This window comes from Gynuella sp. (genome assembly GCF_050297175.1).
GTDB lineage: Bacteria > Pseudomonadota > Gammaproteobacteria > Pseudomonadales > Natronospirillaceae > Gynuella.
In genome coordinates, this window is the sequence record NZ_JBNKSF010000043.1 from 21,189 (window position 1) to 42,390 (window position 21,202).

The following is a 21,202-nucleotide window of genomic DNA, read 5'->3' on the forward strand; positions in this document are numbered from 1 at the left end:
CCATGTATGACTCAGAAGATCATCGAAACCATTGCCCTGAGCCGGCATTTCGGTAATGGCGACACCCTGGTCAAAGCCCTCGATCAAACCAATTTGACCATACACTCCGGCGAGTTCAGTGCCATTGTCGGTCCTTCCGGATCCGGCAAGTCTACGCTGCTGCATCTCATTGGCGGGCTCGACCAGCCCAGCAGCGGCGAAGTCCGCCTGAGTGGCAAGGCGATTTCAGACATGTCTGGTTCAACTCTGAGCCATTTTCGTCGTGACCATATCGGTTTTATCTTCCAGGCCTACAACCTGATTCCTGTGTTAAGTGCCGAAGAGAACGTCGAATACATCATGATGCTACAAGGCGTCAGCGACACAGAGCGGCGCGAACGCACCCACGCAATACTGAAACGGGTCGGACTGTCCGGTAAGGAAAAACGCCGGCCGGCACAACTCTCGGGCGGCCAGCAACAGCGTGTGGCCGTGGCCCGGGCCATGGTCAGCCAACCGGACATCATTCTGGCCGACGAACCCACCGCCAACCTCGATTCGCAGACTGGCATCGAACTGTTGGAGCTGATGAAAGAACTCAACGAACAGCACGGTATGACCTTCGTCTTCTCCACCCACGACGCCAAAATCATGGACCGCGCCAGCCGTTTGATCCACTTGCAGGACGGCCGTATTACAACCGACAGCGAGGTCCGTTAATGCGCCTGTTATGGCTGTTCATACTGCTGCCACTGTGGTGTCAGGCGGAAAGCGCTTTTGAGCTGTATAACGAAAGTACACTGTCACGCAATCCGGATATCAATGGCCTGCCAGACAGCGCCGAACCGCCGGATCTGCTACTGACAGACTCTCTGTACTTCCGCTATCTGTACCAACGCGATGTAACGGCTAACGGCCAGTTGCAACTGCACTACCAGGGCGGATTGAATGCCATGCTTTGGCATCAACACGGCGATACCGATTTTGATACTTCACTGTTGGACAGCAAACAACGCTATCGCATCCGTGACCTCGACCACACCCCGCAACAGAACCTGCTGGGCATCGATCATCTCGACTACCGGCAGAATCTCGACCGGTTGCAATGGTATCAACGCTTTCCCCACGCCGATCTCTACCTCGGTCGCCAGCCGATCACCCTTGGCACTGCACGTTTTGCCAGCGGCACCGATGTGATTTATCCGACCGAACTGGCAGCACTGCCTTCCGATTATCGCACCGGTGTCGATGCTATCCGGCTGGAAATTCCGGTGGGCGAACTATCCGTACTCGACAGTGGTTTTGTCGGCAGTCGGAACAGCGACGACAATGTTGCCTTTGGTCGTTATAAAACCAATGTACAGGCCATCGACTGGACGCTGACGGCCATCGCCTGGCACGATGCACACATTTATTCCCTGGGCACCGAAGGCGCGCTTTCATCGTTTGGACTCTGGCAGGAACTGGCATGGCTGCAACCGTCCTCCGGTCGTACCCTGCTGCGCTGGAGTCTCGGATTTGACCAGAGCATCGGTGACTTTCTGGTACAGCTGGAGTACCACTACAACCAGCCTGGTAGCCAGAATGCCGGACACTACCTCACCAATACGAGTAGCGACCCTTTCTATCAGCGCGGCGCAATCAACCTCTACGGAGAACACTACCTCTTTGCCTCTCTGAGCTGGCTCAACGGCGTGCGCAGTTCATTCGAATCCAGTCTCAGCGCCAACTTGGATGACGGCAGCCTGATGCTGACTCCTTACCTGACCCGCAGCCTGAGCGAAAACAGCGAACTGACCCTACAGGTCAATCTCCCACTGGGCGACCAGCCACTGTTTACTCAGAGGCAATTTAGCATGGGCAGCGAGTTCGGCAGTTATCCCACCAGCATCACGTTACAATTGAAGGGCTATTTTTAATGACTAAGGTACTGACTACTCCACCTGTATAGGCAAACTCAGCAGACTGCGACAGAGGCTTAAAATAACACTGAGGCCCAGTGATGCATCTTCATTCAGATCATGCAGACCCGCATGATCATGGGCAGCCAGCTGACTTTGCACAAACGACAACATGGCACTCACCTGCACCGATGCCTCATTCTGACTACAGGCAATACCGAACGCATGAGGATCGGGCAATGCCAGATGACGGCCGGTGGTATCTTTAACGGCCAGAAAATTACCTTGATATAACGCGCGCGTTTGCGCTTCGGAAAGGGAAATAACAGACATAAACAGAGTTCCTTGAGATGGACCGATCTAATCCTGCTGCCAATTGGTTCGAAGCAATTGGGGGCAGGCCGAAGCGGGTTCGAACCACCGCTCTCAAGGAAAACGGCCCAACCGAAGCTGGCCCGCCCGGCCTGCCAAAACAGGCAGACGTGCGAATGCACCGGCATAAACAGTCGTTTATGTCGCCTTGAGAAAACGGGGGTTCGAAGCCCGACGCCGGATGAGCCGGCGCGCCCGTACAGTAACCGAAAGCCTGAAAGGGGTAAAGCCGGCGGCTAATACTTCGAGGTGGGTGTCCATTCAGAACGGCACATGATATTGAGTGGGTGTCCTGGTAATTTCTGGTAATTTCATTAACGTTACAGGAGAGTTATACAGACGATGGAAACCGTTACCTGTTACCGGCCATTGGGCCAAAAAGAACTGGAGCTGGTCAAACAAAGTGATTTTAAGAAATGGCCACCCAGACTACCGGAGCAGCCCATTTTCTATCCGGTCACCAGTGAAGCGTATGCCATTGAGCTGACACAATGGAACGTTACCGATTTCGGTAAAGGCTATGTCGCACGTTTTGAGGTCAACAAAATTTTTATGGATCGCTTTCCTATCAAAACCGTCGGTGCCAGACGCCATACTGAATGGTGGGTTCCTGCGGAAGAATTGGAAGCACTGAACGATCATATTGTCGGGACCATAGACATCATTGGCGAGTACCCCCAGTGACGGACTCACGACCCACACAGAGCAAGAACAAGCAAATCAGCATTCCTACGGCTATCGTCTGACAACAATAGCCGTCAGGCTGGAGTCGACCAATTGCAGTGGGTCAACAATCCCGATGCCCGGAATATGAAGAAGGAGCACTACGACATTATTCCGGATACCAATGACGCTCTCTGCAATGAAAAACATGGCAGACTGAATGAAATGGTGTATAAATCGTATAACAGAACGCTACAGGAAAGCATACGGCAGAACACTTCCGGGCAACCCTGACAGCGCTGAAAACTATACTGAAACCAATAGTGTGAGATCACAATAAGCCATGAAAAACACCACAGACATAATTGACATAAACACCGCCCTCCCCGATCAGGCCGAACTCCTCAGCGATATTGCCATTGAGGCCAAAGGTCACTGGGGCTATTCCAGAGAAAAACTGAACAGCTGGCGAAATACGCTAAAAGTGGAACCAGAATATATCCGTACCAATATCGTCAAAACCCTCTCACTGAATGAAAAAGTAATCGGCTTTTTCGCCATCAAACACAGCGAAGAGACCATACTGGACCACCTCTGGCTGCTACCGGAAGCCATTGGTAAAGGTATTGGTAAAATCGCATTTTATGAAGCGCTGAAGATATTCCGTGAGCTGCAGGAGAAAGCATTTACCATCATTTCGGATCCCGATGCCAAAGGCTTCTACCTGCATATGGGAGCACGACAAATCGGCGAAGTGGAAAGCACTGCACAACAACGCATGTTACCGAAATTGATATTCGAGCTGAGCGACACCAATCCGGCGTAAATTGAAATAGCACCGCCCCCTACTTACCTATATCCGCATGAAATCAGAACACAACAATGACGACCAACATTCATTTAATAGACACCCACATTTAAATTTAATAGACACTCATATAAAAGAAAAATACCTTTCTCTCATCTACTGAGTCATCAAAGCCAGTTAGTACATGGTAATTATGGAAAAGTGGCGTACTTTATTGTGTAAAGCAGTTTTTCTGAGTTGAAAAATACAGAGCACGAAAGAAAGGGCGCAACGAAGCGCTTGAAAGATCAACCATTCAATACACCGATATTCGTTTGATTGACTAACCTACCAATAAGTTAGGCGGCATTCGATTCAGTTTGAAACAGTCTCTAACATTCTCAAACGATGACCTCTGGCCAGCAAAACATTTGAACTGTTTTTCGAATTTTCGGGTTAAGCGATGCCATTGCGCACTCGAAAGATTGAGTCGTTCGAGTATCGGTGGTTGCTGGGCAGAAATAAGCCCCAATTTGTCTTCCCGCATAGCCCGTCCGGTCCAATCAACCAGCTCCAGATAATCCGTTAACGAAAAAGGCAATCCTTCCGGCTTATCTTGTGTGTAATGACCAACAAGTGGCGATAATTCATGAGGTTGTGGGCTATTGTTCTGAATGGATTTAATACGTTTTTGAATCGAAGTGTGATCTGAGGTTTCAGGTGTGGAGGCAATTTTCGCGCGGATGGGGTTGAGATCGACATAGGCCATGCAGGTAATCAGAGCCTTTTCATCCAATAACGCCTGGGATTTAAACCGGCCTTCCCAGAAACGGCCGGTACACTGATCCTCCTGATTGGCACGTCGGGCAATGCCCTCGTTCAGTACCGCCATAAAACGACTAATGGAGGTCAGAGTTTCACGCCATTGTTCCGCTAATATCATCAGTGTTTTTTCTTCAGCGGGAGAAAAATGGTCGCCATCAAGGTAGCGATGACTGAGCGGATTACCTTTATAGAGGCGGTGCCAACGGGTAATCACCTCCTCCACTGACCACTGCTCGCTTTGCCCGGGATTCACATGGAGCACCACATGTACATGATTGGTCATGACCGCATATGCACAGATATCCATGGCGAATATTTCACCCAGCCATAACAGCCGGTCTTCAACCCACTGGCGACGATGTTCGTAGCTGATTTGAGTGAGGGGATCGATACCGCAGAGAAAAGCCCGACGAACACAGCGGGAGATACAATGATAATATGAGGTGGCATCGAGTGATATTTGCGACTTCCTTGATCGGGCCATGATTACATCCTGATAAATATACAGTACCAGATAATGCCCTCTGTTTGCCCTAAAATCAAGAGGTGGGATGGGTGTCTACTAAAAGCGCAACAGGTTCCCCATAAAATATGCGCTACTTCATCAAAAAATAACAAGGACACCCACTTTAAAATAATTTTATTCATATGGATGTCCCGTAAAAACGTGGGTGTCCTTTTAAAATTCTTTTAAAATTTAAAAACATGAGTGTCCGCTTAAAAACATCAATTTTCCCAGTCTCTGTTTGATTTTTTATTCACTATGCAATCCGAAAAAATTGGAATAATATTTTCAATAAAGACCTCTTATTTGGCCTGTGATAAAACTCTTATTTTTACTCATCAGAAGGAAATGCAATGAGATTAGTAACAGCTCTCCTGATCAGTTCGCTGATTATTCTTGTATCCGGGTGTGTCTCGCGCATTACCTCCCCAGATTCTGGTCCCATCGCTAAACTAAACGTTGAAGTGGTTAATTTTGTACCGGGTAGTTTGGTAAATGTAGAAAGTGTCTATCTTACTCTCAATAATGCAGATGAAAGTTGGGGAGGTCAGCAAATCCTTAAACGGAAAAATCCTGCATTTGAAACCGATATTCCAGCAAACGAGCAGGTCTCATATGTCATTAATCTTTTGCAGGGTGGCGGTGGTTTTTCCAGTACTTGCGGTATTCGTTTTGATTTGACGGCACAGGAAAATGAAACCATTACGACAAAGTATGAACTTATCCGTGCCAACAGTCCGGTTGTCATAGGTTGTAAAGCAGATTTGTATATCAATGACAAACTGTTGGGTACATATCAGGGCGGCTCAAAAGTCACTCGATATGTCGTCGAAACAACTTACTGATCTCTTTCAGAATCATCCCGGTTGCGGCAGGTATTGCATCATCTGTCGCAACCGGGACATAGGAAAAATGCTTCCGTTCACTCTGTCTAACAAAACAAACGAATACCCGCCGTCACATGATTCCGAAACAAGGTATGTCTTCATTTCAAACCACTCCTGATCAACATTATCTTTAAGCCGATAACAATTCAGGCATGCACGCTTAACAAGCCAACAAAAATTCGAAAATCCGTTTTCTATTTGTAGCGGTATTGTCTAATACATGAACATCAATACACCTGCGAGCAGACGCCAACGAATTCGCTATTTACCCGGACTATTTTGCTGAATTTTCGTGTCACGCTATTTTAAAATGGATTAGTGGCTATCGTAGCCACAGAACAACAACAAAAAGATGCGAATATAGCCGATGGAAAATTTTAATACTGCATTACAAAAACAATAAGCAGGAGTCTATAAATGCGACATTCAAACCCCAAGAATACGAATAAATATGTTGCCGCACTCGCCGCTGCACTTGTGCTGGGCATAGGCGTAGCACACGCCAAAAGCATTCAGTCTTATAATGATGGTGGCTATATTGTCCATGCGGGTGAATCACCGGCCATGCTGGTGACCGAAGGCTTTCAGCAATCGAATGGACAATGGAAAAAAGTGGCAGGACTTGCCAGTGCGGACTGTGTTTCTTTCGAGTCAGTTTATTCAGCCGGCTACTATCTGCGTCATTATAACTTTGAACTGATATTGACAAAAAACGACAACTCTCAGGTCTTCAGGGAGGACGCAACCTTTTGTGAGCGTCCTGGTCTGGGCGAGGCGAATCATACGTCGTTTGAAGCCTATAACTATCCTGGGTATTACATTAAGCATTCAGGAATCCGTCTTGGGTTGGTCGAGCTGGATTCTTCCAGCAGTACGCAGGCGAGAAGTGATGCCACCTTTTCTTTGATTGACGATGTTGTCGATGGTCAAACTTACTATATTCAAAACCGTAATAGCGGCAAATGTCTGCGCACCCTGGATAGCTCAACCGCTGATGCCGCAAGCATTGTTCAATACAGCTGTGGCAGTAATGATGTTGAGCAATGGACGTTAAAATCAGTTGGTAACCATCAATACAATATTATCCAGGTTAGCAGTGGCAAATTTGCCGATATCAGTGGTGCCTCAACCAGCTCTGGCGGCAATAATATTATCTGGAGGGAAACTGGCAGCGACAATCAAAAATGGGAAATGGTTGATCAGGGTGATGGCTTTTTTCATATTGTTAACGTTCACAGCGGTTTGCTGTTGGATATCAGTTCAGGTTCAACCGCTGACAATGCGAACAGCATCCAATGGCCCGACAATCAGGGTGCCAATCAGGACTGGCGTTTTATTCATTCCAGTATTGATCATTTTTCCACTAATCCAATCTTATCGAAAGTGGGTGTGGATCTGGCCGATCCGGATGTGATCTATGCAAATGATCGATTCTACCTGTATCCCACGACGGTACCGACACGCGATTGGTTATCGACCAATATGCATGTTTATTCATCCGATGATTTTATTGATTGGCAGGACGATGGTGAAATTGTATCCAACCAAAATTTCACCTGGGAAGACACTAAGTTCTGGGCCCCAGCCATTGAAAAACGCAACGGAAAATTTTATTTCTATTTCTCACTCAACCACAATGTTGCAGTTGCCGTGGCGGACAGCCCGACAGGTCCATTCACAGATCCACTCGGAGGTCCGTTGGTCGAAGGTCATATTGATCCGGATGTGTTTATTGATGATGATGGCCAGGGTTATCTCTATTATGGTCAGGGCTATCCGCGGGTACAGTTGTTAAATGATGATATGATTTCAACCCGCGGCCAAGAGATTGCGCTTGAAGCACCCAACATGCGCGAAGGCATTTACATGTTCAAGCGAAACGGGGTGTATTATTTGTCCTGGTCTGTAGATGATGCTCGATCAGATAATTATCATGTTGAATATTCCATAGGCCAAAGTCCTCTGGGTCCGTTTGAATATCAGGGTGTGCTGTTGGAAAAAGCAGGCGAGTTGGTTGGTACCGGCCACCACTCAATTATTCAAATGCCTGACAGCGACGATTGGTACATTGTTTACCATCGTCACTTTGTGCCCGATGGTGGCGGCCAATATCGTGAGATTGCAACGCAAAAACTCACGTTTAACAACGATGGCACGATCCAACAGGTTGTACCGCAGCATACCTTCAGAAAACCGGTTCAATAACCGCAGAAACTGAAGCAGATGAATATTCTGCTTCAGTTTTAATAGTCAATCGTTCTGACATCTGAGCATAAGTGGCTCCATATCAGAACACTCTTTGTCGATACGTCATGAGTGTTCTGAGTCCTGCTAAATAAAATCATCATCATGATAAATAAGGCGATTGCCAGCTTTAACACTTTCTGCATCGCTCGTTTTATCTGGCACAGGATCGCTATTCGTGAGTGGTGATTCCTGCGTATCGGGCTCCATCATCGGCTCCGGCTCATGATGATTGGTTTCCTCATGCAGGTCCTCAGGGGTATGGTCAGAAGGTTCATCGTTTATATCCGAATCTGTATGCTGTGAAAGACAGTCTATCAATGGCTGAATTTGCGCCAGTCGTTTCCACATGGTTTCGTAGCAATCATTGATATATTGCCTGATCATTTCGACGGCCTGTTCTCTAGCCAGAATAGAGGATTTTTTTCTACCGGCATCCCATATGTGGGAGGCAGTGTCCGGATGTGGAATATTCATAAATATGGTTGATAGAGTGACGCGAATTGAATCAGCCATGTCAATCAATTCAATTATTCTGCGTTTTAATTTTTGTAAGGTTTGGTCGTATTGAGATACTCGAAACTCATTCCAGGCATCTTGAAAGGCCTCTTCTGTGATCTTCCATTGTGTTAACAGAGTCAGGCTTTTTTCATCGACAAAAGGGACAATGACTTTCAGGGCTCTCTCATATTCAAAGCCTTTTTCATGATCATAGTATGCATCTGACATTGACGTGACCTCCACCATGCCGACAAATGCAGATTCAATGCCATGGGCACTTACATCAGACCATACCGATAAGGAGTTCCCCAAAACATCTAACCAACCTGGAACAATACAACCGGACATTTTTGCTCAATGGTTGTTTTCGGCCAAAACACCGCAACACAACGTCAGGTTTATATTTCACCTGTCTGCTATATCGATAATCAAACACGTATCCATGGCCGCATTACCAACACAGATCACAGCGATAAACATTACGCTACTGTATGTTTCATCATGCTAAGTTCCAGACAGAAAACATTTATTGGCAAGTAATTTGCGACAACCATTTCTGGCAACATTACAGATAATGGGAGTGAACATGTCTATTACTTACAAGAGTCTGATAGATCGCAATGAAGCAGCCTCCTTTGAAGTCGTACAACGGCAGGCCGACCTGATCATTACCAGTGTGATACTTGGGTTTTCCGGAACCCGTTACTACCTTAATCAACCGTGCTCATTCGAAGTGGAGCTGGAGCCGCTGCCCGAGGACAAGCAAAAGGATCAGACACGGGATAAGAATGGCCTGACGGCTATGGACAGATGGGAAATTGCAAACGCTTTGGAACAGCAGAATTTCATTACCACTGTTGCCTGCCTCGCGGATGTGCTGGATCGTTATCAGGGGGGGATGGGTGATTGGTTGGTTGACCGGCAATCCCAAAAGGGCGGCAAAGGCGAATTAATCACCGGACGTGAAGGCGGTGCAGGCATCGAATCTGCCGATCGAGATAAAGTACCCAAGTCCTGGAAAACCCGACAACTGATTAAAAAACTGACCGATGACCCACACAATCAATGGGCCATACAAAACAAAATTTATATCGGCCGGGGTGCCTATACCGGTATTTACGATGACGATGTTGAATATTTCGGCGATATTTCTTACGAGAACGGCACCTCCACCAGACCCACGCTTCGGGTATTTAGGGAAGACAAAGCATGGTTGCCCACACGATCCCCCAATGATGAATATAAAAATGTTCCCTGGGGAGTGATCGGCGTTCCAACCGATCCAAAATATTATAAAAAAGACGCTAAAGTTTCGAATTACGACAGCATTAAAGATGAAGGGATGGGGCCGCTGCCCGGTAATCCTGAAGTCAACAAGAGCAAAAAAATAGGCTATATTCATGGCCTCTGCAGCGCTGTGCATGTCTGTGCGTTTCATGGGCCATGGACGACACCTTATGAAGTGGCCACTGGTAACCTGACCACCAAGATTGCCTCCTGTTTTCCGTGTACCACTTTTTTATATGCGTCCGGCTATCCGCCTTCCTCAGCACATCTTGGTCGCGGGGAGTCCTGGGTACCTCCCATCAAAGACGATCAGGTTGCAGTGGAAAAAGACAGTTACCCTATCGACATTGAACCGGAGAAATCATTGATCGCCAAGGGTAATCCTTATTACGAGGAAGATTGCGACAGTTTCAAAACCCGCTGGGACGATGATATCGCCGATTATTTACGGCTCGGGATAGAAATTATTACCATGGGTGAACAACGAGAAGCTCAGCGGCTAGAGAAAGTATTGGTAGGTGGCCTCGAGAACAAGCTTGAAGCGTTGGTGGTCATGAGCTCGGAATACAAAGAAACACTGGGAGCATTACAGACTTTTGTGGCAGCAAAGCACACCAATGATGAGTTATCCAGCCGCTTTCTCGATGCTCTAACCATTCATGATTCCGAATGGAAGCGAGTTAAACGGACCTTTGAACCTTTATATAATCGCAAGCGCACAAAAGAGTTGCTACTGTCTGGTAATGTTCAACTCAAACCGTAATCATGGTTTGATAAACCCGACGGACATACTGCCGGGTTTATGCCTATAACAACCCGTTTGTGAGTGTAGTCTGAGCACTGTCGACTTTCAAAAAAAGGGCGCCGAAGCGCCCAAACAAGCACAGAGTCTAAACTTAGAAAAATCCAAGTGGGCTGGTGCTATAACTGACCAACAGGTTTTTGGTCTGCTGATAATGTTCCAGCGCTTTTTTATGGGTCTCACGACCAATACCGGATTTTTTATAACCGCCAAACGCTGCATGCGCAGGATAAGCATGGTAGCAGTTCATCCATACCCGGCCGGCCTGGATGGAACGTCCCATCCGGTAGGCACGGTTCATATCCCGGGTCCAGACACCGGCACCCAGGCCATACTCAGTATCATTGGCAATCGCCAGGGCTTCAGCCTCATCTTTAAAAGTGGTCACGCTGATGACCGGTCCAAAAATCTCTTCCTGGAAAATTTTCATATTGTTTTTGCCTAACAACATAGTCGGCTGAATGTAGAAACCTTTCGACAGGTCATCGCTGACTTTGGCAACGTCTCCGCCCATCAGCACCTGAGCACCCTCTTCACGACCGATGCTGATATAGTTCATGATGCGGTCGAATTGTTCCTGGGAAGCCTGGGCACCCACCTGGGTTTCGGTATCAAGGGGATTGCCGCGGCGAATTCTCTGGGCCCGTTCCATCACCAAACCGATCAGGTCATCGTAGATATCTTCCTGAATCAGCGCCCGCGATGGACAGGTACAAACTTCACCCTGGTTGAAAAACGCCAGTACCATGCCTTCTACGCACTTGCTCAGATATTCATCTTCATGACGCATGACATCGGAGAAATATAGATTGGGCGACTTGCCTCCCAGCTCCACGGTGCTCGGTATCAGCAGATCAGCAGCGCATTTCAGGATGTGACTACCCACTTGAGTGGAACCGGTAAACGCAATCTTGGCAATACGGTCGCTGGTGGCCAGTGCCTGACCGGCTTCTTCACCGAGTCCATTGACAATGTTGATCACCCCCGGTGGCAGCAGATCACCAATCACTTCCATCAAGAACAATATCGAAGCCGGAGTCTGTTCAGCCGGTTTCATAACCACGCAGTTACCCGCAGCCAATGCAGGCCCTAACTTCCAGGCAGCCATCAGAATCGGGAAATTCCATGGAATGATCTGGCCAACCACTCCTAAAGGCTCATGAACGTGATAGGCCACGGTGGTTTCATCAATTTCTGCCATGGAGCCTTCCTGAGCCCTCAGGCAGCCTGCAAAATAGCGGAAATGATCGACGGTTAATGGGATGTCTGCAGCCAGCGTTTCCCGGACGGCCTTGCCGTTGTCCCAGGTTTCGGCCACCGCCAGCATTTCCAGATTTTGCTCTATGCGGTCAGCGATTCTAAGCAGTACGTTAGCACGCTCGGCAGGCGATGCCTTACCCCATGCAGGCGCAGCAGCATGGGCAGCATCGAGGGCTTTTTCAATATCAGCCGCATCAGAACGCGGTACCTGACAGAACACCTCGCCGTTGACCGGACTGATGTTGTCCATGTAAGCACCGTTAACAGGTGGTACCCACTCTCCACCAATGTAGTTTTCATAACGGCTCTTGTACTGCACGAGAGAATCTGGCTGGCCTGGATTGGCATAAATCATGGTCGTTCTCCTGAATTTTTGTTGTTTTACGGAACTCCGGCAAATAGCTTGTTTATATCGAACAATGTCCGTATTAAACGACTTCCCGCTAGCCAGAGATCCCTTAGAACTCTGTTTATTTAAATCACTTAATACTTAGATTTTTTTATTATGAATTGCATGAAAGAGCTTTATATTTCTGCAATAGGCTTACACTAGCGGGAGGCTATTTTAAAAACTTGTCTGATAGTCTTAATGACTTTGCTGATAATCCAGACTATAAAAACAACAAAATCTGCGATTGTCGTTGGCAGCACGCAGCGTGGCTCAGTCGAACCCCATGCGCAAATAACAACAATAAAATAATATTTTCGAGGTATATCTATGGAGGCTCAGTCAGGATTAGCGGCCCGGGCTGTTCAAAACCGTTATCACCGGCCTATGAAATCATTAGTAGAGAACCGTACCGTTTATGAAAGTCACGAGGCGGAGTTGTCTATATACGACACCTACGAACCGGCCCGACAAGTCCTTCTGGATGCGGATGAAATTCTCTACTGTGGCATGATTACCGGCAAGAAAACCCTACACGGAAAAAATCACTATCAGGCAAACTTTCTGCCTCATGAATCATTTGTCATGGCACCCGGTGAAACCATTGCCATCGACTTTCCCGAAGCCCGCATCAACCAGCCGACCAGTTGCCTGACCCTGGGCATCAGCCGAGACAAGTTACGTCAGGTCTGTGACCGCCTTAATAAGAGTAACCCAATCCCACAGGAACTGGGCGAGTGGCACTATGATAGCCATCAGGTGCTGCATACTTTTCATACGGAAGCCACTCAGCACTTGCTGATTCGCATGGTCGACAGTTTCCTAAAACATGATAATGACCGCGATCTGGTACTCAATCTGGGAGTGACCGAACTGCTCACCCGAATGATGCGACAACAGGGACGCGACTTCCTGCTGTCCTGCGCCAAGCATGACCCCACGTACTCCAGCATCACTGCCGTCGCCCGTTATATTGATGATCATCTGGCAGAAGCGATTGAAGTGGAACAATTGTGCAAACTGGCCTGTATGAGTCGCAGCAAACTGTATCAACAATTTAAAAACATGCTTGGCTGTGGCCCGATGGAATATGTCCATCAGCGCCGGTTGGAGCACGCCCGTGACATGATCATGACCGGGAAATCGATTACCGAAGCCTGCTTCAGCGTCGGCTATGTGAGTGCCAGTCACTTTTCCCGCCGATTTCAACAGCAATATGGTGTATCACCCCGACACTTCAGTAAAAATGGAGAGAACATCACACAGACAGACGAATAAAGCCTGTGTCAAAATAGTCCCAGCCCAAAAACAAGAGTTAACCGAGTGTCTCGCGCCGAACGCCTACTGGAACTGATACAGATATTACGCCGCCATCGCCGACCAGTCACTGCTGCTACGCTGGCCCAGAAACTCAACATTAGTGTACGAACAGTTTATCGTGATATCGCTTCGTTGCAGGCTCAGGGAGCCGATATCGAGGGAGAGGCAGGGATAGGCTTTATCCTGAAACCGGGTCTGACCCTACCACCACTGAACCTTGGTTCCAATGAAATCGAAGCATTGATGCTTGGTGCCCACTGGGTGGTCAACAATGCCGACCCGGAGTTACAAGGCGCTGCCCGTAACGTGATTGCCAAGGTCAGTGCAGTACTGCCTGCAGAGCTTCGACAGGAGCTGGAATCATCCTCGCTGTTAACCGGCCCGAGCCGGGTGACTGATCAGCATCATCGTTATCTGGCAGACATCCGCGCCGCTATCCGTATTGAACAGAAAGTACAACTGCAATACCGCGACATCCACGACCAGTCATCAGAACGTATTATCTGGCCATTTGCCATTGGTTTTTTTGAGCAGAGCCGGGTGATTATCGGCTGGTGCGAGCTGCGTCAGGATATCCGCCATTTTCGTACTGATCGAATCTCTTCTCTGATCCGACTGAACAGTCGTTATCCAAAATCCCGCATGTCACTCTTTAAAGAATGGCGGCACACCTATCAGGTACCTGAACGCTTATTTGACCAATAAGCACATTCCCTGCAGTCTGCTGACAACAACTGACACAAGGTCTCTTCAGAATAATCCATACCGAAAGGTTACATTATTGAGGAACACAATGTCAGAACCCAATTTTTTTCTTTTTTATGTGCGAGATCTCAACACCAGCTGTGAATTTTATGAGCAGATCTTTGAACGCCCGCTACAACGTTCATCCGATCATTTTGCCATGCTTAAATTCAGCAACATCAACTTTGGCTTATGGACGGCCCAGCAGGTGGATCCAACACTGGATGCACCTGGTGGCAGTGCTGAAATGGTGATCACGTTAACATCCATAGCAGAGGTGGATCAGCTCTATCAACAGTGGGTGGAAAAAGGTATCACAATTGCTCAACAGCCTGCCAAATTAAGTTTTGGGTATAGTTTTGTCGTCACAGATCCAGACGGTCACTTCCTTCGAATAATGGCTTGATATTGCTGTTAAAATTCCGCTGTCATATAACACGCGGAATTTCCTGGCATTTTAGGACACCTCTTAAGAATAGAAATAGTGTTGATACAGGCGAGGAAGCAACCCCCGCAAAACCGTAACTTACTGTTGTCAACACGGTTGGAGAGAGATGGAGAAAAGTGGAGCTGATAACGCCCTATTCGAACAGAATCCATGTCTCTGAGTTTCCTAAAAAATAATCAGCCATATTCGATACACCATTATTAGCCTTTCTGTGATTAACGGCTTATTCCTGTTTTCCAAAATGCATTTTTGAGCCCATCATTTATTCCGGAACAATACTGAGTAATCGCCATAGCCGGATATTTTAGTGATATCTATCACACCCCTAACGTGACTTTGAGTCAGCATTTATTTTCTATATCTTTGAAAAACCGGTTTTCAAATACACATCACAGAAATACGAGCATTGCGTATATATATTGATATTGATTTTCTTACTAACAAATAACGAAGACAATCAGAAAAACAAGTATAGACAGCGACATATGGCCTATATTCGTTGTCTGATCAAAGCGTTTCAAAAGGCAATTTCGATACATTTTTTATTTAATATTAAAAGTTAATGTGATTACTCGGCAGGATTCGGACATTGTTTATTAAAAACCCCATACATCTGATCTTGCTTTGTTTTTTTTATTTAGCAGTTAACGAATCCGTTTATTGCCAGCAAATATTACAAGGAAAACGAAACAAAAAAATGAAAGGACTTTTAACCCAAATACTCTGGCCAGAAGAACGATGATGACAATTTTTGCAGGACGTCTTCCTGCCAGCGTTACTCCAGCTCATGCACTCTCTGGCATAACAACCAACAGTCGTATAGAACGGGCTGCTTTATTATTCAGCAAAAATGAATCCAAAATTATCAACAAGGGATCCAAATCACCCTCTGCCAACACCAACTGCCAGAGTATCGCAGTTAACAGTGAAGATCTTTTGACGCTTGCTCAGAGGAATATTACCGGCAGTGATGCAGCATTTTTTGCACCAACTGATGAAACCGGTTCCAGCATCAAAGACAGCAAAGCGCTGACCACCGGTCTCCATATTTTTCTGGCACACAGCTGTTCAGCCGTAACCGAAGCGACTGACGTAATAGAGAACCATATATCAATACCCTCGAGTCTGTCGGATGACCACTCACGGTCGCCTGGGCTTTGTACTTTTAAGATAACGGGCCTGAAGGCTTTATTTTTTAACCAACTAGCGGGAATTCAATCATGACTAACCGAAGACGTGATCTTGCTGTCGCCTTTATGATGATGGTGGGAGTAGGTTGTTCGCAGGGCAGCGGAAGCAGTTCTGATGATAATAACTCATCATCCGGTGGAACCGATAACCCTTCACCAGCGGTAAACCACGCTCCGGAAGCAGCGATCTCTGCCTCTTCCAATAACAGTCTCGTCAACTTTTCAGCAGCAGGCTCAACGGATGTCGACGGTGATCAATTGACATATAACTGGGATTTTGGTGATGGCTCGTTTGGGTCCGGCATCAATGTTTCACATAGTTATAGCAGCAGTGGTCAATATGCTGCGAAACTGACCGTAAGCGACGGTAATCTGAGCCATTCGACAACCATGATGATTGTGATTACCGAAAACAATTCGGGTGGCGGGGATAACGGTTCCGCAGGCGGATCCGATAATGGTTCCGGTGATGGATCAGACAATGGTTCTGATAACGGATCTGACAATGGTTCCAATAACGGGTCAGACAATGGTTCCGATAACGGGTCAGACAATGGTTCTGATAACGGATCAGACAATGGTTCCGATAACGGATCTGACAATGGTTCCGATAACGGATCTGACAATGGTTCTGATAACGGATCAGACAATGGTTCCGATAACGGATCTGACAATGGTTCTGATAACGGGTCAGACAATGGCTCTGATAATGGATCAGACAATGGTTCCGATAACGGATCAGACAATGGTTCCGATAACGGATCAGACAATGGTTCCGATAACGGATCTGACAATGGTTCTGATAACGGGTCAGACAATGGTTCCGATAACGGATCTGACAATGGCTCCGATAACGGATCTGACAATGGTTCGGGCACAGATGACTCTAATCCACCCACAGAAGACAACGCAGCAGTAGATATTGTCGACCCCGGTACTTATGAAGGCACCATTCCTCTTGATCAGGTGGCTAAAGGAACTGCTGGCACGTCCTTGCAGACTGACGGCAACCCGTTCTCAGATGCGTATTTTTATCTGAACCCAGACATCAAAGTCATGATGGATTCCTCCCTCGCCATTGTGGAAAACAGCGGCGATACAGCGTTGGCCAATAAGATCAAATATGTTCAACGTCAACCAAGCGCTGTGTGGATGGATTCCACTTTGGCGATTACCGGCAATCCCGATGCTGGTAGACGTTCTCTGGAAGAACATTTAAATGCCGCACGCGTTCAGCAGCAGTTTTTTGCCGAGCAGAATGGTGGTGTTAAAGCGCCGATGACTGTAGTGATCATCATTTATAACCTGCCGGATCGAGACTGTGCAGCCTTCGCTTCTGCCGGCCAGCTAACCCAGGTTGGTAAACCCGCTGATTATCCTTACGGCGCCAACGGCATGGGCTTCGACCAATACCGCGATGAGTATATCGCTAAAATCACCGAAATTTTCAAGAAGCCTGAGTACTCGGACCTGCGAATTGTGGCCATGCTGGAACCAGACTCATTTCCAAATATGATTACCAACACCAATGAAGGTGCAAATGGTGAGCCTGCCAACTCAAGCTTGAATCCAGAAAGAGCCTCATTACCAAACGGCGGCTATTGTGACCGCATTCTCAGCGACAGCTCTCACGGTGAGATGGTTCAGGGTGAAGGCACCAATGACAAGCCTGAACTGGGTTTATATGCGGCCGGCCTGCGTCTGGCTATCCGCGAACTTGCTAAAATTCCAAACGTCTATACCTATATGGATATTGGTCACGCCGGCTGGCTGGGCTGGGACAACAACGAAAGTTCAACCACCAATATGAAACGCGGAGTGAAGTATTTCAAACAACTCATCGATGGTGCTGATGGTGCACTCGATGGCAAAGGTCTGGAAATGGTCCGTGGTTTTACCTCAAATACATCAGGCTACACCCCTCTGGAAGAACCATTAATCTCCAGCGCTTTTGAAGATAGACAAGCCTTACAGGATTTCTATCAGTGGAATCCTTCGGTTGACGAGATCTCTTATATCGATCGTCTCAGAGGTTACTTCACCAGCACCGGCGATGCGATTGGCAACGCGGCATTTGATCCAAACAAACTGGGCTTCATCATCGATACCGCCCGCAACGGCTGGGGAGCACCGGGTCGTCCAACGCCAGGATCTGGCCCTAAAGGCACTGATTCCAGCCAACGAGTTGAAGGACGTGCCCATCGCGGCCACTGGTGTAACGTTAACCATGCCGGTATCGGTGAAGCACCTAAAGCTGATCCGGATAGCTCCCGTCCTTATCTGGATGCATTTTTCTGGATGAAACCTGGCGGCGAGTCTGACGGTATTTCATTTGACTATACCAAGATGTCTGCCTCAGAAGTGGCTGCCCTGGATGATATCGATCGTGCCGTTTATGAATCTGCGAGCGATCCGGTATACGCCGGCAAATCAATGGATACCATGTGTGTCCCCGGTCAACTGCGTGAGAACACCCCGGTTGATGTCGTGCCTGCCCTGGCTCCACATGCCGGTGCCTGGTTCCACAAACAGTTCATCATGTTGATCAATAACGCGTATCCCCCACTGGGAGAAAGCGACTACGATTAAGAGCGTGTCAGAAGGTGATGCCCCGGTAATACTTTGTTACCGGGTTAACATCACAACCGTTCCGTGCGTGCTTGTCTGCCGGAACACCATATTGAGCGGCTCTGCCGCTCCTTTTTTTTTGGAAGACTGCCCCACCCCATCGACACCGGGCAACAGTTGTTATGCTAGAATGCCGGCTCAATTATCCAGACAGGAAAACGAATGAGCACCTTACCTAATTGCCCTCAGTGCAACTCAGAATACACTTATGAAGATGGCAATATGTTCGTCTGCCCAGAGTGCGCACACGAATGGTCAAAAGAAGATACTGGCAGCACAGCCGATGATGAAAAAGTCGTTCGTGATGCTAACGGCAATGAACTGCATGATGGCGACACCATTACGGTCATCAAGGATCTGAAAGTCAAAGGCTCTTCTCTGGTGGTCAAAGTGGGCACTAAAGTCAAAAACATCCGCTTGGTGGATGGCGATCATGATATCGACTGCAGGATTGATGGTATTGGTGCCATGAAACTTAAGTCTGAATTTGTCAAAAAGGCCTGATGCCCTGACAACTTGAATGATCCCAGCACATGTCAAAGCCCGAACTCTTTCGGGCCTCATTAATTTGGCCTGTGTAACGTTAAAAACATCTATAGACCATTTACCCAAAGCCATTTATCAGGCATCTTGACACTTGCAAAACTCAATCAAAATAAAGACAACAATTCAAATTTGAGAGCAACTGGTCATGAAAAAACACACCCTTTTATCTCAATACGCCCCACGAGCCGGGTTAACAATAGCTCTGTTGACCGCGTCATCTGCATATGCACAGATGTCCTGTGACACAGTCACCACAGACACTCTGGGTATTACAGGTGTACGGGTACTCGCCAGCGAAGAGGTTGCCGCTGATGCTGGTAGTCCGATTGCCCACTGTCGTCTTGAAGCACTGACCGAAGAACGCACCGGTTTGGATGGTCATGATTACGCCATTCATTTCGAAATACGCCTGCCGGATAACTGGAATGGTCGCTTTGTGCATCAGTTTAACGGTGCCACCGATGGCTCAGTGGTGCCAGCGTTTGGTTCGCTATTGGGCGGCAACTCGCAACGTACAGCCCTGGGTGAAGGTTATGCCGTGCTGTCGTCGGATGCCGGTCACGATGGTGACTCATATCCAGATGCCCAGCTGGCAGCCGGTTCACGCTTTGGACTTGACCCTGAAGCACGACTGAATTATGGCTATAAAGCCGTTGAAACCCTGACTCCGATCGGCAAACAGATTCTGACCAATTATTACGGCGCAGCACCGGTCAGATCTTACGGTATCGGCTGTTCCAACGGTGGCCGTCATGGCATGGTGGCCGCCTCGCGCTTTGGCGACCAGTATGACGGTATACTGGTTGGAGCACCTGGACTTAATCTGCCCAAAGCGGCGATCCAACATGCACTCGATGTGCAAACCCTGCATGCGCTGAACGGTGATTTGCGTACATCATTCTCGCCTGCTGACCTGGCTGCTGTCGGTGCGGCCATTAATCAGAGTTGCGATGCGCTGGATGGACTGGAAGATGGCATGGTCTCCGACATTGCTGCCTGCCAGGACAATTTTGACATCCAATCTGCGGTTTGCCAGGACAACGATAATGACCAATGCATCTCCGCCGCACAGGCTCAGGCGCTGAAAACCATCTTCGCCGGCCCGAGAAACTCATGGGGCAGGCAACTGTACAGTGAATGGGCCTGGGATCCTGGTATCAGTGGCAACAACTGGCAGTTTTGGAAAGTCCAGAGCCCCATTCCACCATGGGACAATCTGCCACTGATTGCTGTCATGGGTGCCGGCTCTCTGGCTCAGATTTTCACCACACCACCGACCAAAGTCGACGGGGATCCCGAATCTCTGCTGAATTTCCTGCTGAACTACGATTTTGATCGCGACGGCTGGAAAATCTATGCACATAACCGGACATATCGGAAATCTGCCATGTCGTTCATGGCACCTCCTGATGTCAGACATCCGAAGCTCAGAAAACTAAAAAGATCCGGAGGCAAGATCATCCTGTTTCATGGCGTATCCGATCCGGTGTTCTCATATCTGGATACCGAAAACTGGTATCGCAGACTGGATCGCCGTTATCACGGTCATGCAGACAGTTTTGCCAAACTGTACCCTGTTCCCGGTATGAACCATTGTGCCGGTGGACCCACTACAGATGACTTCAACCTGTTCGAGCAACTGGTGAACTGGGTCGAAAACGATCAGGAGCCTCAGGCAGTTACCGCCAGCGTCAGAGCCGACAACCCGGAAATACCTGCCAACTGGTCTTCGACGCGGACACGGAAGTTATGCCCTTATCCGGAAACTGCCACGTATATTGGTGGAAACCCGGAAAGCGCCGACAGCTTCGTTTGCCAGTAACGGCTTCATTGGGTCGATGTCACCGCTGACATCGACCTGTTTCTCCTCACTTCAGCGTAGAAGTAATCATAGCAACACTCCTGGCCACCACTCTGCACTAATC

Annotated in this window: 19 protein-coding genes; 15 read left to right on the forward strand and 4 right to left on the reverse strand. The window is 47.9% G+C overall.

Annotation, left to right across the window (positions count from 1 at the left end; all coding sequences use genetic code 11):
- Window positions 1-6: 6 nt before the first annotated feature.
- The gene (locus ACQY6I_RS18025) at window positions 7-699 is read left to right on the forward strand and encodes an ABC transporter ATP-binding protein (protein WP_428242898.1); all 693 of its coding nucleotides are present in this window, start codon (window positions 7-9) and stop codon (window positions 697-699) included.
- A complete protein-coding gene (locus tag ACQY6I_RS18030) occupies window positions 699-1,898 on the forward strand; it encodes a hypothetical protein (protein WP_428242899.1) in 1,200 nt (399 codons plus the stop codon). The genes ACQY6I_RS18025 and ACQY6I_RS18030 overlap by 1 nt, the downstream gene beginning before the upstream one ends.
- A 15-nt stretch (window positions 1,899-1,913) precedes the next feature.
- Here the strand turns inward: ACQY6I_RS18030 and ACQY6I_RS18035 are convergent, their stop codons facing one another.
- A complete protein-coding gene (locus ACQY6I_RS18035; protein ID WP_428242900.1) occupies window positions 1,914-2,213 on the reverse strand; it encodes a hypothetical protein in 300 nt (99 codons plus the stop codon).
- Window positions 2,214-2,594: 381 nt separating this feature from the next.
- Here ACQY6I_RS18035 and ACQY6I_RS18040 point away from each other — a divergent pair, with 381 nt between their 5' ends.
- The 3 genes from ACQY6I_RS18040 to ACQY6I_RS18050 all read left to right on the forward strand — a co-directional run bounded on the left by ACQY6I_RS18040 (window position 2,595) and on the right by ACQY6I_RS18050 (window position 3,741).
- Complete coding sequence (locus ACQY6I_RS18040) at window positions 2,595-2,936, forward strand: hypothetical protein (RefSeq protein WP_428242901.1); 342 nt, start codon at window positions 2,595-2,597, stop codon at window positions 2,934-2,936.
- A 93-nt stretch (window positions 2,937-3,029) separates the two neighbouring features.
- On the forward strand, window positions 3,030-3,209 hold the full coding sequence (locus ACQY6I_RS18045; protein ID WP_428242902.1) for a hypothetical protein: 180 nt from the start codon (window positions 3,030-3,032) through the stop codon (window positions 3,207-3,209).
- 49 nt (window positions 3,210-3,258) lie between these two features.
- On the forward strand, window positions 3,259-3,741 hold the full coding sequence (locus ACQY6I_RS18050; RefSeq protein WP_428242903.1) for a GNAT family N-acetyltransferase: 483 nt from the start codon (window positions 3,259-3,261) through the stop codon (window positions 3,739-3,741).
- Window positions 3,742-4,045: 304 nt separating this feature from the next.
- On the opposite strand, the gene ACQY6I_RS18055 is transcribed toward ACQY6I_RS18050, so the two are convergent.
- A complete protein-coding gene (locus ACQY6I_RS18055) occupies window positions 4,046-5,011 on the reverse strand; it encodes a transposase (protein ID WP_428242904.1) in 966 nt (321 codons plus the stop codon).
- 374 nt (window positions 5,012-5,385) lie between these two features.
- On the opposite strand from ACQY6I_RS18055, the gene ACQY6I_RS18060 reads away from it, so the two are divergent.
- Together ACQY6I_RS18060 and ACQY6I_RS18065 are read left to right on the forward strand one after the other, a co-directional pair.
- Window positions 5,386-5,877: a hypothetical protein gene (locus ACQY6I_RS18060; RefSeq protein WP_428242905.1), complete on the forward strand. Its 492-nt coding sequence runs from the start codon at window positions 5,386-5,388 to the stop codon at window positions 5,875-5,877.
- A gap of 459 nt (window positions 5,878-6,336) precedes the next feature.
- Window positions 6,337-8,124, forward strand: coding sequence for a family 43 glycosylhydrolase (locus tag ACQY6I_RS18065; RefSeq protein ID WP_428242906.1), 1,788 nt, complete (start codon window positions 6,337-6,339; stop codon window positions 8,122-8,124).
- 126 nt (window positions 8,125-8,250) lie between these two features.
- Here the strand turns inward: ACQY6I_RS18065 and ACQY6I_RS18070 are convergent, their stop codons facing one another.
- On the reverse strand, window positions 8,251-9,012 hold the full coding sequence (locus ACQY6I_RS18070) for a hypothetical protein (protein WP_428242907.1): 762 nt from the start codon (window positions 9,010-9,012) through the stop codon (window positions 8,251-8,253).
- A 238-nt stretch (window positions 9,013-9,250) separates the two neighbouring features.
- Between ACQY6I_RS18070 and ACQY6I_RS18075 the strand changes: the two genes are divergently transcribed.
- Window positions 9,251-10,714 carry a hypothetical protein gene (locus ACQY6I_RS18075; RefSeq protein WP_428242908.1) on the forward strand — a complete coding sequence of 488 codons (1,464 nt, stop codon included), beginning with the start codon at window positions 9,251-9,253 and terminating at the stop codon, window positions 10,712-10,714.
- 133 nt (window positions 10,715-10,847) lie between these two features.
- On the opposite strand, the gene exaC is transcribed toward ACQY6I_RS18075, so the two are convergent.
- Window positions 10,848-12,368: an acetaldehyde dehydrogenase ExaC gene (gene exaC / locus ACQY6I_RS18080; RefSeq protein ID WP_428242909.1), complete on the reverse strand. Its 1,521-nt coding sequence runs from the start codon at window positions 12,366-12,368 to the stop codon at window positions 10,848-10,850.
- Between the two features lie 363 nt (window positions 12,369-12,731).
- On the opposite strand from exaC, the gene ACQY6I_RS18085 reads away from it, so the two are divergent.
- The 7 genes from ACQY6I_RS18085 (at window position 12,732) to ACQY6I_RS18115 (ending at window position 21,099) form a co-directional block, all read left to right on the forward strand.
- Window positions 12,732-13,679 carry a helix-turn-helix domain-containing protein gene (locus ACQY6I_RS18085; protein ID WP_428242910.1) on the forward strand — a complete coding sequence of 316 codons (948 nt, stop codon included), beginning with the start codon at window positions 12,732-12,734 and terminating at the stop codon, window positions 13,677-13,679.
- 45 nt (window positions 13,680-13,724) lie between these two features.
- A complete protein-coding gene (locus tag ACQY6I_RS18090) occupies window positions 13,725-14,426 on the forward strand; it encodes a helix-turn-helix transcriptional regulator (protein WP_428242911.1) in 702 nt (233 codons plus the stop codon).
- 88 nt (window positions 14,427-14,514) lie between these two features.
- Window positions 14,515-14,871, forward strand: coding sequence for a VOC family protein (locus ACQY6I_RS18095; protein WP_428242912.1), 357 nt, complete (start codon window positions 14,515-14,517; stop codon window positions 14,869-14,871).
- A gap of 702 nt (window positions 14,872-15,573) precedes the next feature.
- Entirely contained in the window at window positions 15,574-16,137 is a 564-nt protein-coding gene (locus ACQY6I_RS18100) for a hypothetical protein (protein ID WP_428242913.1), read from the forward strand.
- Window positions 16,134-18,692, forward strand: coding sequence for a glycoside hydrolase family 6 protein (locus ACQY6I_RS18105; protein WP_428242914.1), 2,559 nt, complete (start codon window positions 16,134-16,136; stop codon window positions 18,690-18,692). Before ACQY6I_RS18100 ends, ACQY6I_RS18105 begins: the two co-directional genes overlap by 4 nt.
- A 201-nt stretch (window positions 18,693-18,893) precedes the next feature.
- Window positions 18,894-19,235, forward strand: a complete 342-nt coding sequence (locus ACQY6I_RS18110) for a zinc ribbon domain-containing protein YjdM (RefSeq protein WP_428242915.1) — start codon at window positions 18,894-18,896, stop codon at window positions 19,233-19,235.
- 187 nt (window positions 19,236-19,422) lie between these two features.
- Window positions 19,423-21,099, forward strand: a complete 1,677-nt coding sequence (locus ACQY6I_RS18115; RefSeq protein WP_428242916.1) for a tannase/feruloyl esterase family alpha/beta hydrolase — start codon at window positions 19,423-19,425, stop codon at window positions 21,097-21,099.
- Window positions 21,100-21,202: the final 103 nt, after the last annotated feature.

Excerpts from the sequence above, each read along its gene's own strand:
- ACQY6I_RS18025 (WP_428242898.1), top strand. The coding sequence starts at position 7 with ATGACTCAGAAGATCATCGAAACCATTGCCCTGAGCCGGCATTTCGGT.
- ACQY6I_RS18030 (WP_428242899.1), top strand. The coding sequence starts at position 699 with ATGCGCCTGTTATGGCTGTTCATACTGCTGCCACTGTGGTGTCAGGCG.
- ACQY6I_RS18035 (WP_428242900.1), bottom strand. The coding sequence starts at position 2,213 with ATGTCTGTTATTTCCCTTTCCGAAGCGCAAACGCGCGCGTTATATCAA.
- ACQY6I_RS18040 (WP_428242901.1), top strand. The coding sequence starts at position 2,595 with ATGGAAACCGTTACCTGTTACCGGCCATTGGGCCAAAAAGAACTGGAG.
- ACQY6I_RS18050 (WP_428242903.1), top strand. The coding sequence starts at position 3,259 with ATGAAAAACACCACAGACATAATTGACATAAACACCGCCCTCCCCGAT.
- ACQY6I_RS18055 (WP_428242904.1), bottom strand. The coding sequence starts at position 5,011 with ATGGCCCGATCAAGGAAGTCGCAAATATCACTCGATGCCACCTCATAT.
- ACQY6I_RS18060 (WP_428242905.1), top strand. The coding sequence starts at position 5,386 with ATGAGATTAGTAACAGCTCTCCTGATCAGTTCGCTGATTATTCTTGTA.
- ACQY6I_RS18065 (WP_428242906.1), top strand. The coding sequence starts at position 6,337 with ATGCGACATTCAAACCCCAAGAATACGAATAAATATGTTGCCGCACTC.
- ACQY6I_RS18070 (WP_428242907.1), bottom strand. The coding sequence starts at position 9,012 with ATGTCCGGTTGTATTGTTCCAGGTTGGTTAGATGTTTTGGGGAACTCC.
- ACQY6I_RS18075 (WP_428242908.1), top strand. The coding sequence starts at position 9,251 with ATGTCTATTACTTACAAGAGTCTGATAGATCGCAATGAAGCAGCCTCC.
- exaC (WP_428242909.1), bottom strand. The coding sequence starts at position 12,368 with ATGATTTATGCCAATCCAGGCCAGCCAGATTCTCTCGTGCAGTACAAG.
- ACQY6I_RS18085 (WP_428242910.1), top strand. The coding sequence starts at position 12,732 with ATGGAGGCTCAGTCAGGATTAGCGGCCCGGGCTGTTCAAAACCGTTAT.
- ACQY6I_RS18095 (WP_428242912.1), top strand. The coding sequence starts at position 14,515 with ATGTCAGAACCCAATTTTTTTCTTTTTTATGTGCGAGATCTCAACACC.
- ACQY6I_RS18105 (WP_428242914.1), top strand. The coding sequence starts at position 16,134 with ATGACTAACCGAAGACGTGATCTTGCTGTCGCCTTTATGATGATGGTG.
- ACQY6I_RS18110 (WP_428242915.1), top strand. The coding sequence starts at position 18,894 with ATGAGCACCTTACCTAATTGCCCTCAGTGCAACTCAGAATACACTTAT.
- ACQY6I_RS18115 (WP_428242916.1), top strand. The coding sequence starts at position 19,423 with ATGAAAAAACACACCCTTTTATCTCAATACGCCCCACGAGCCGGGTTA.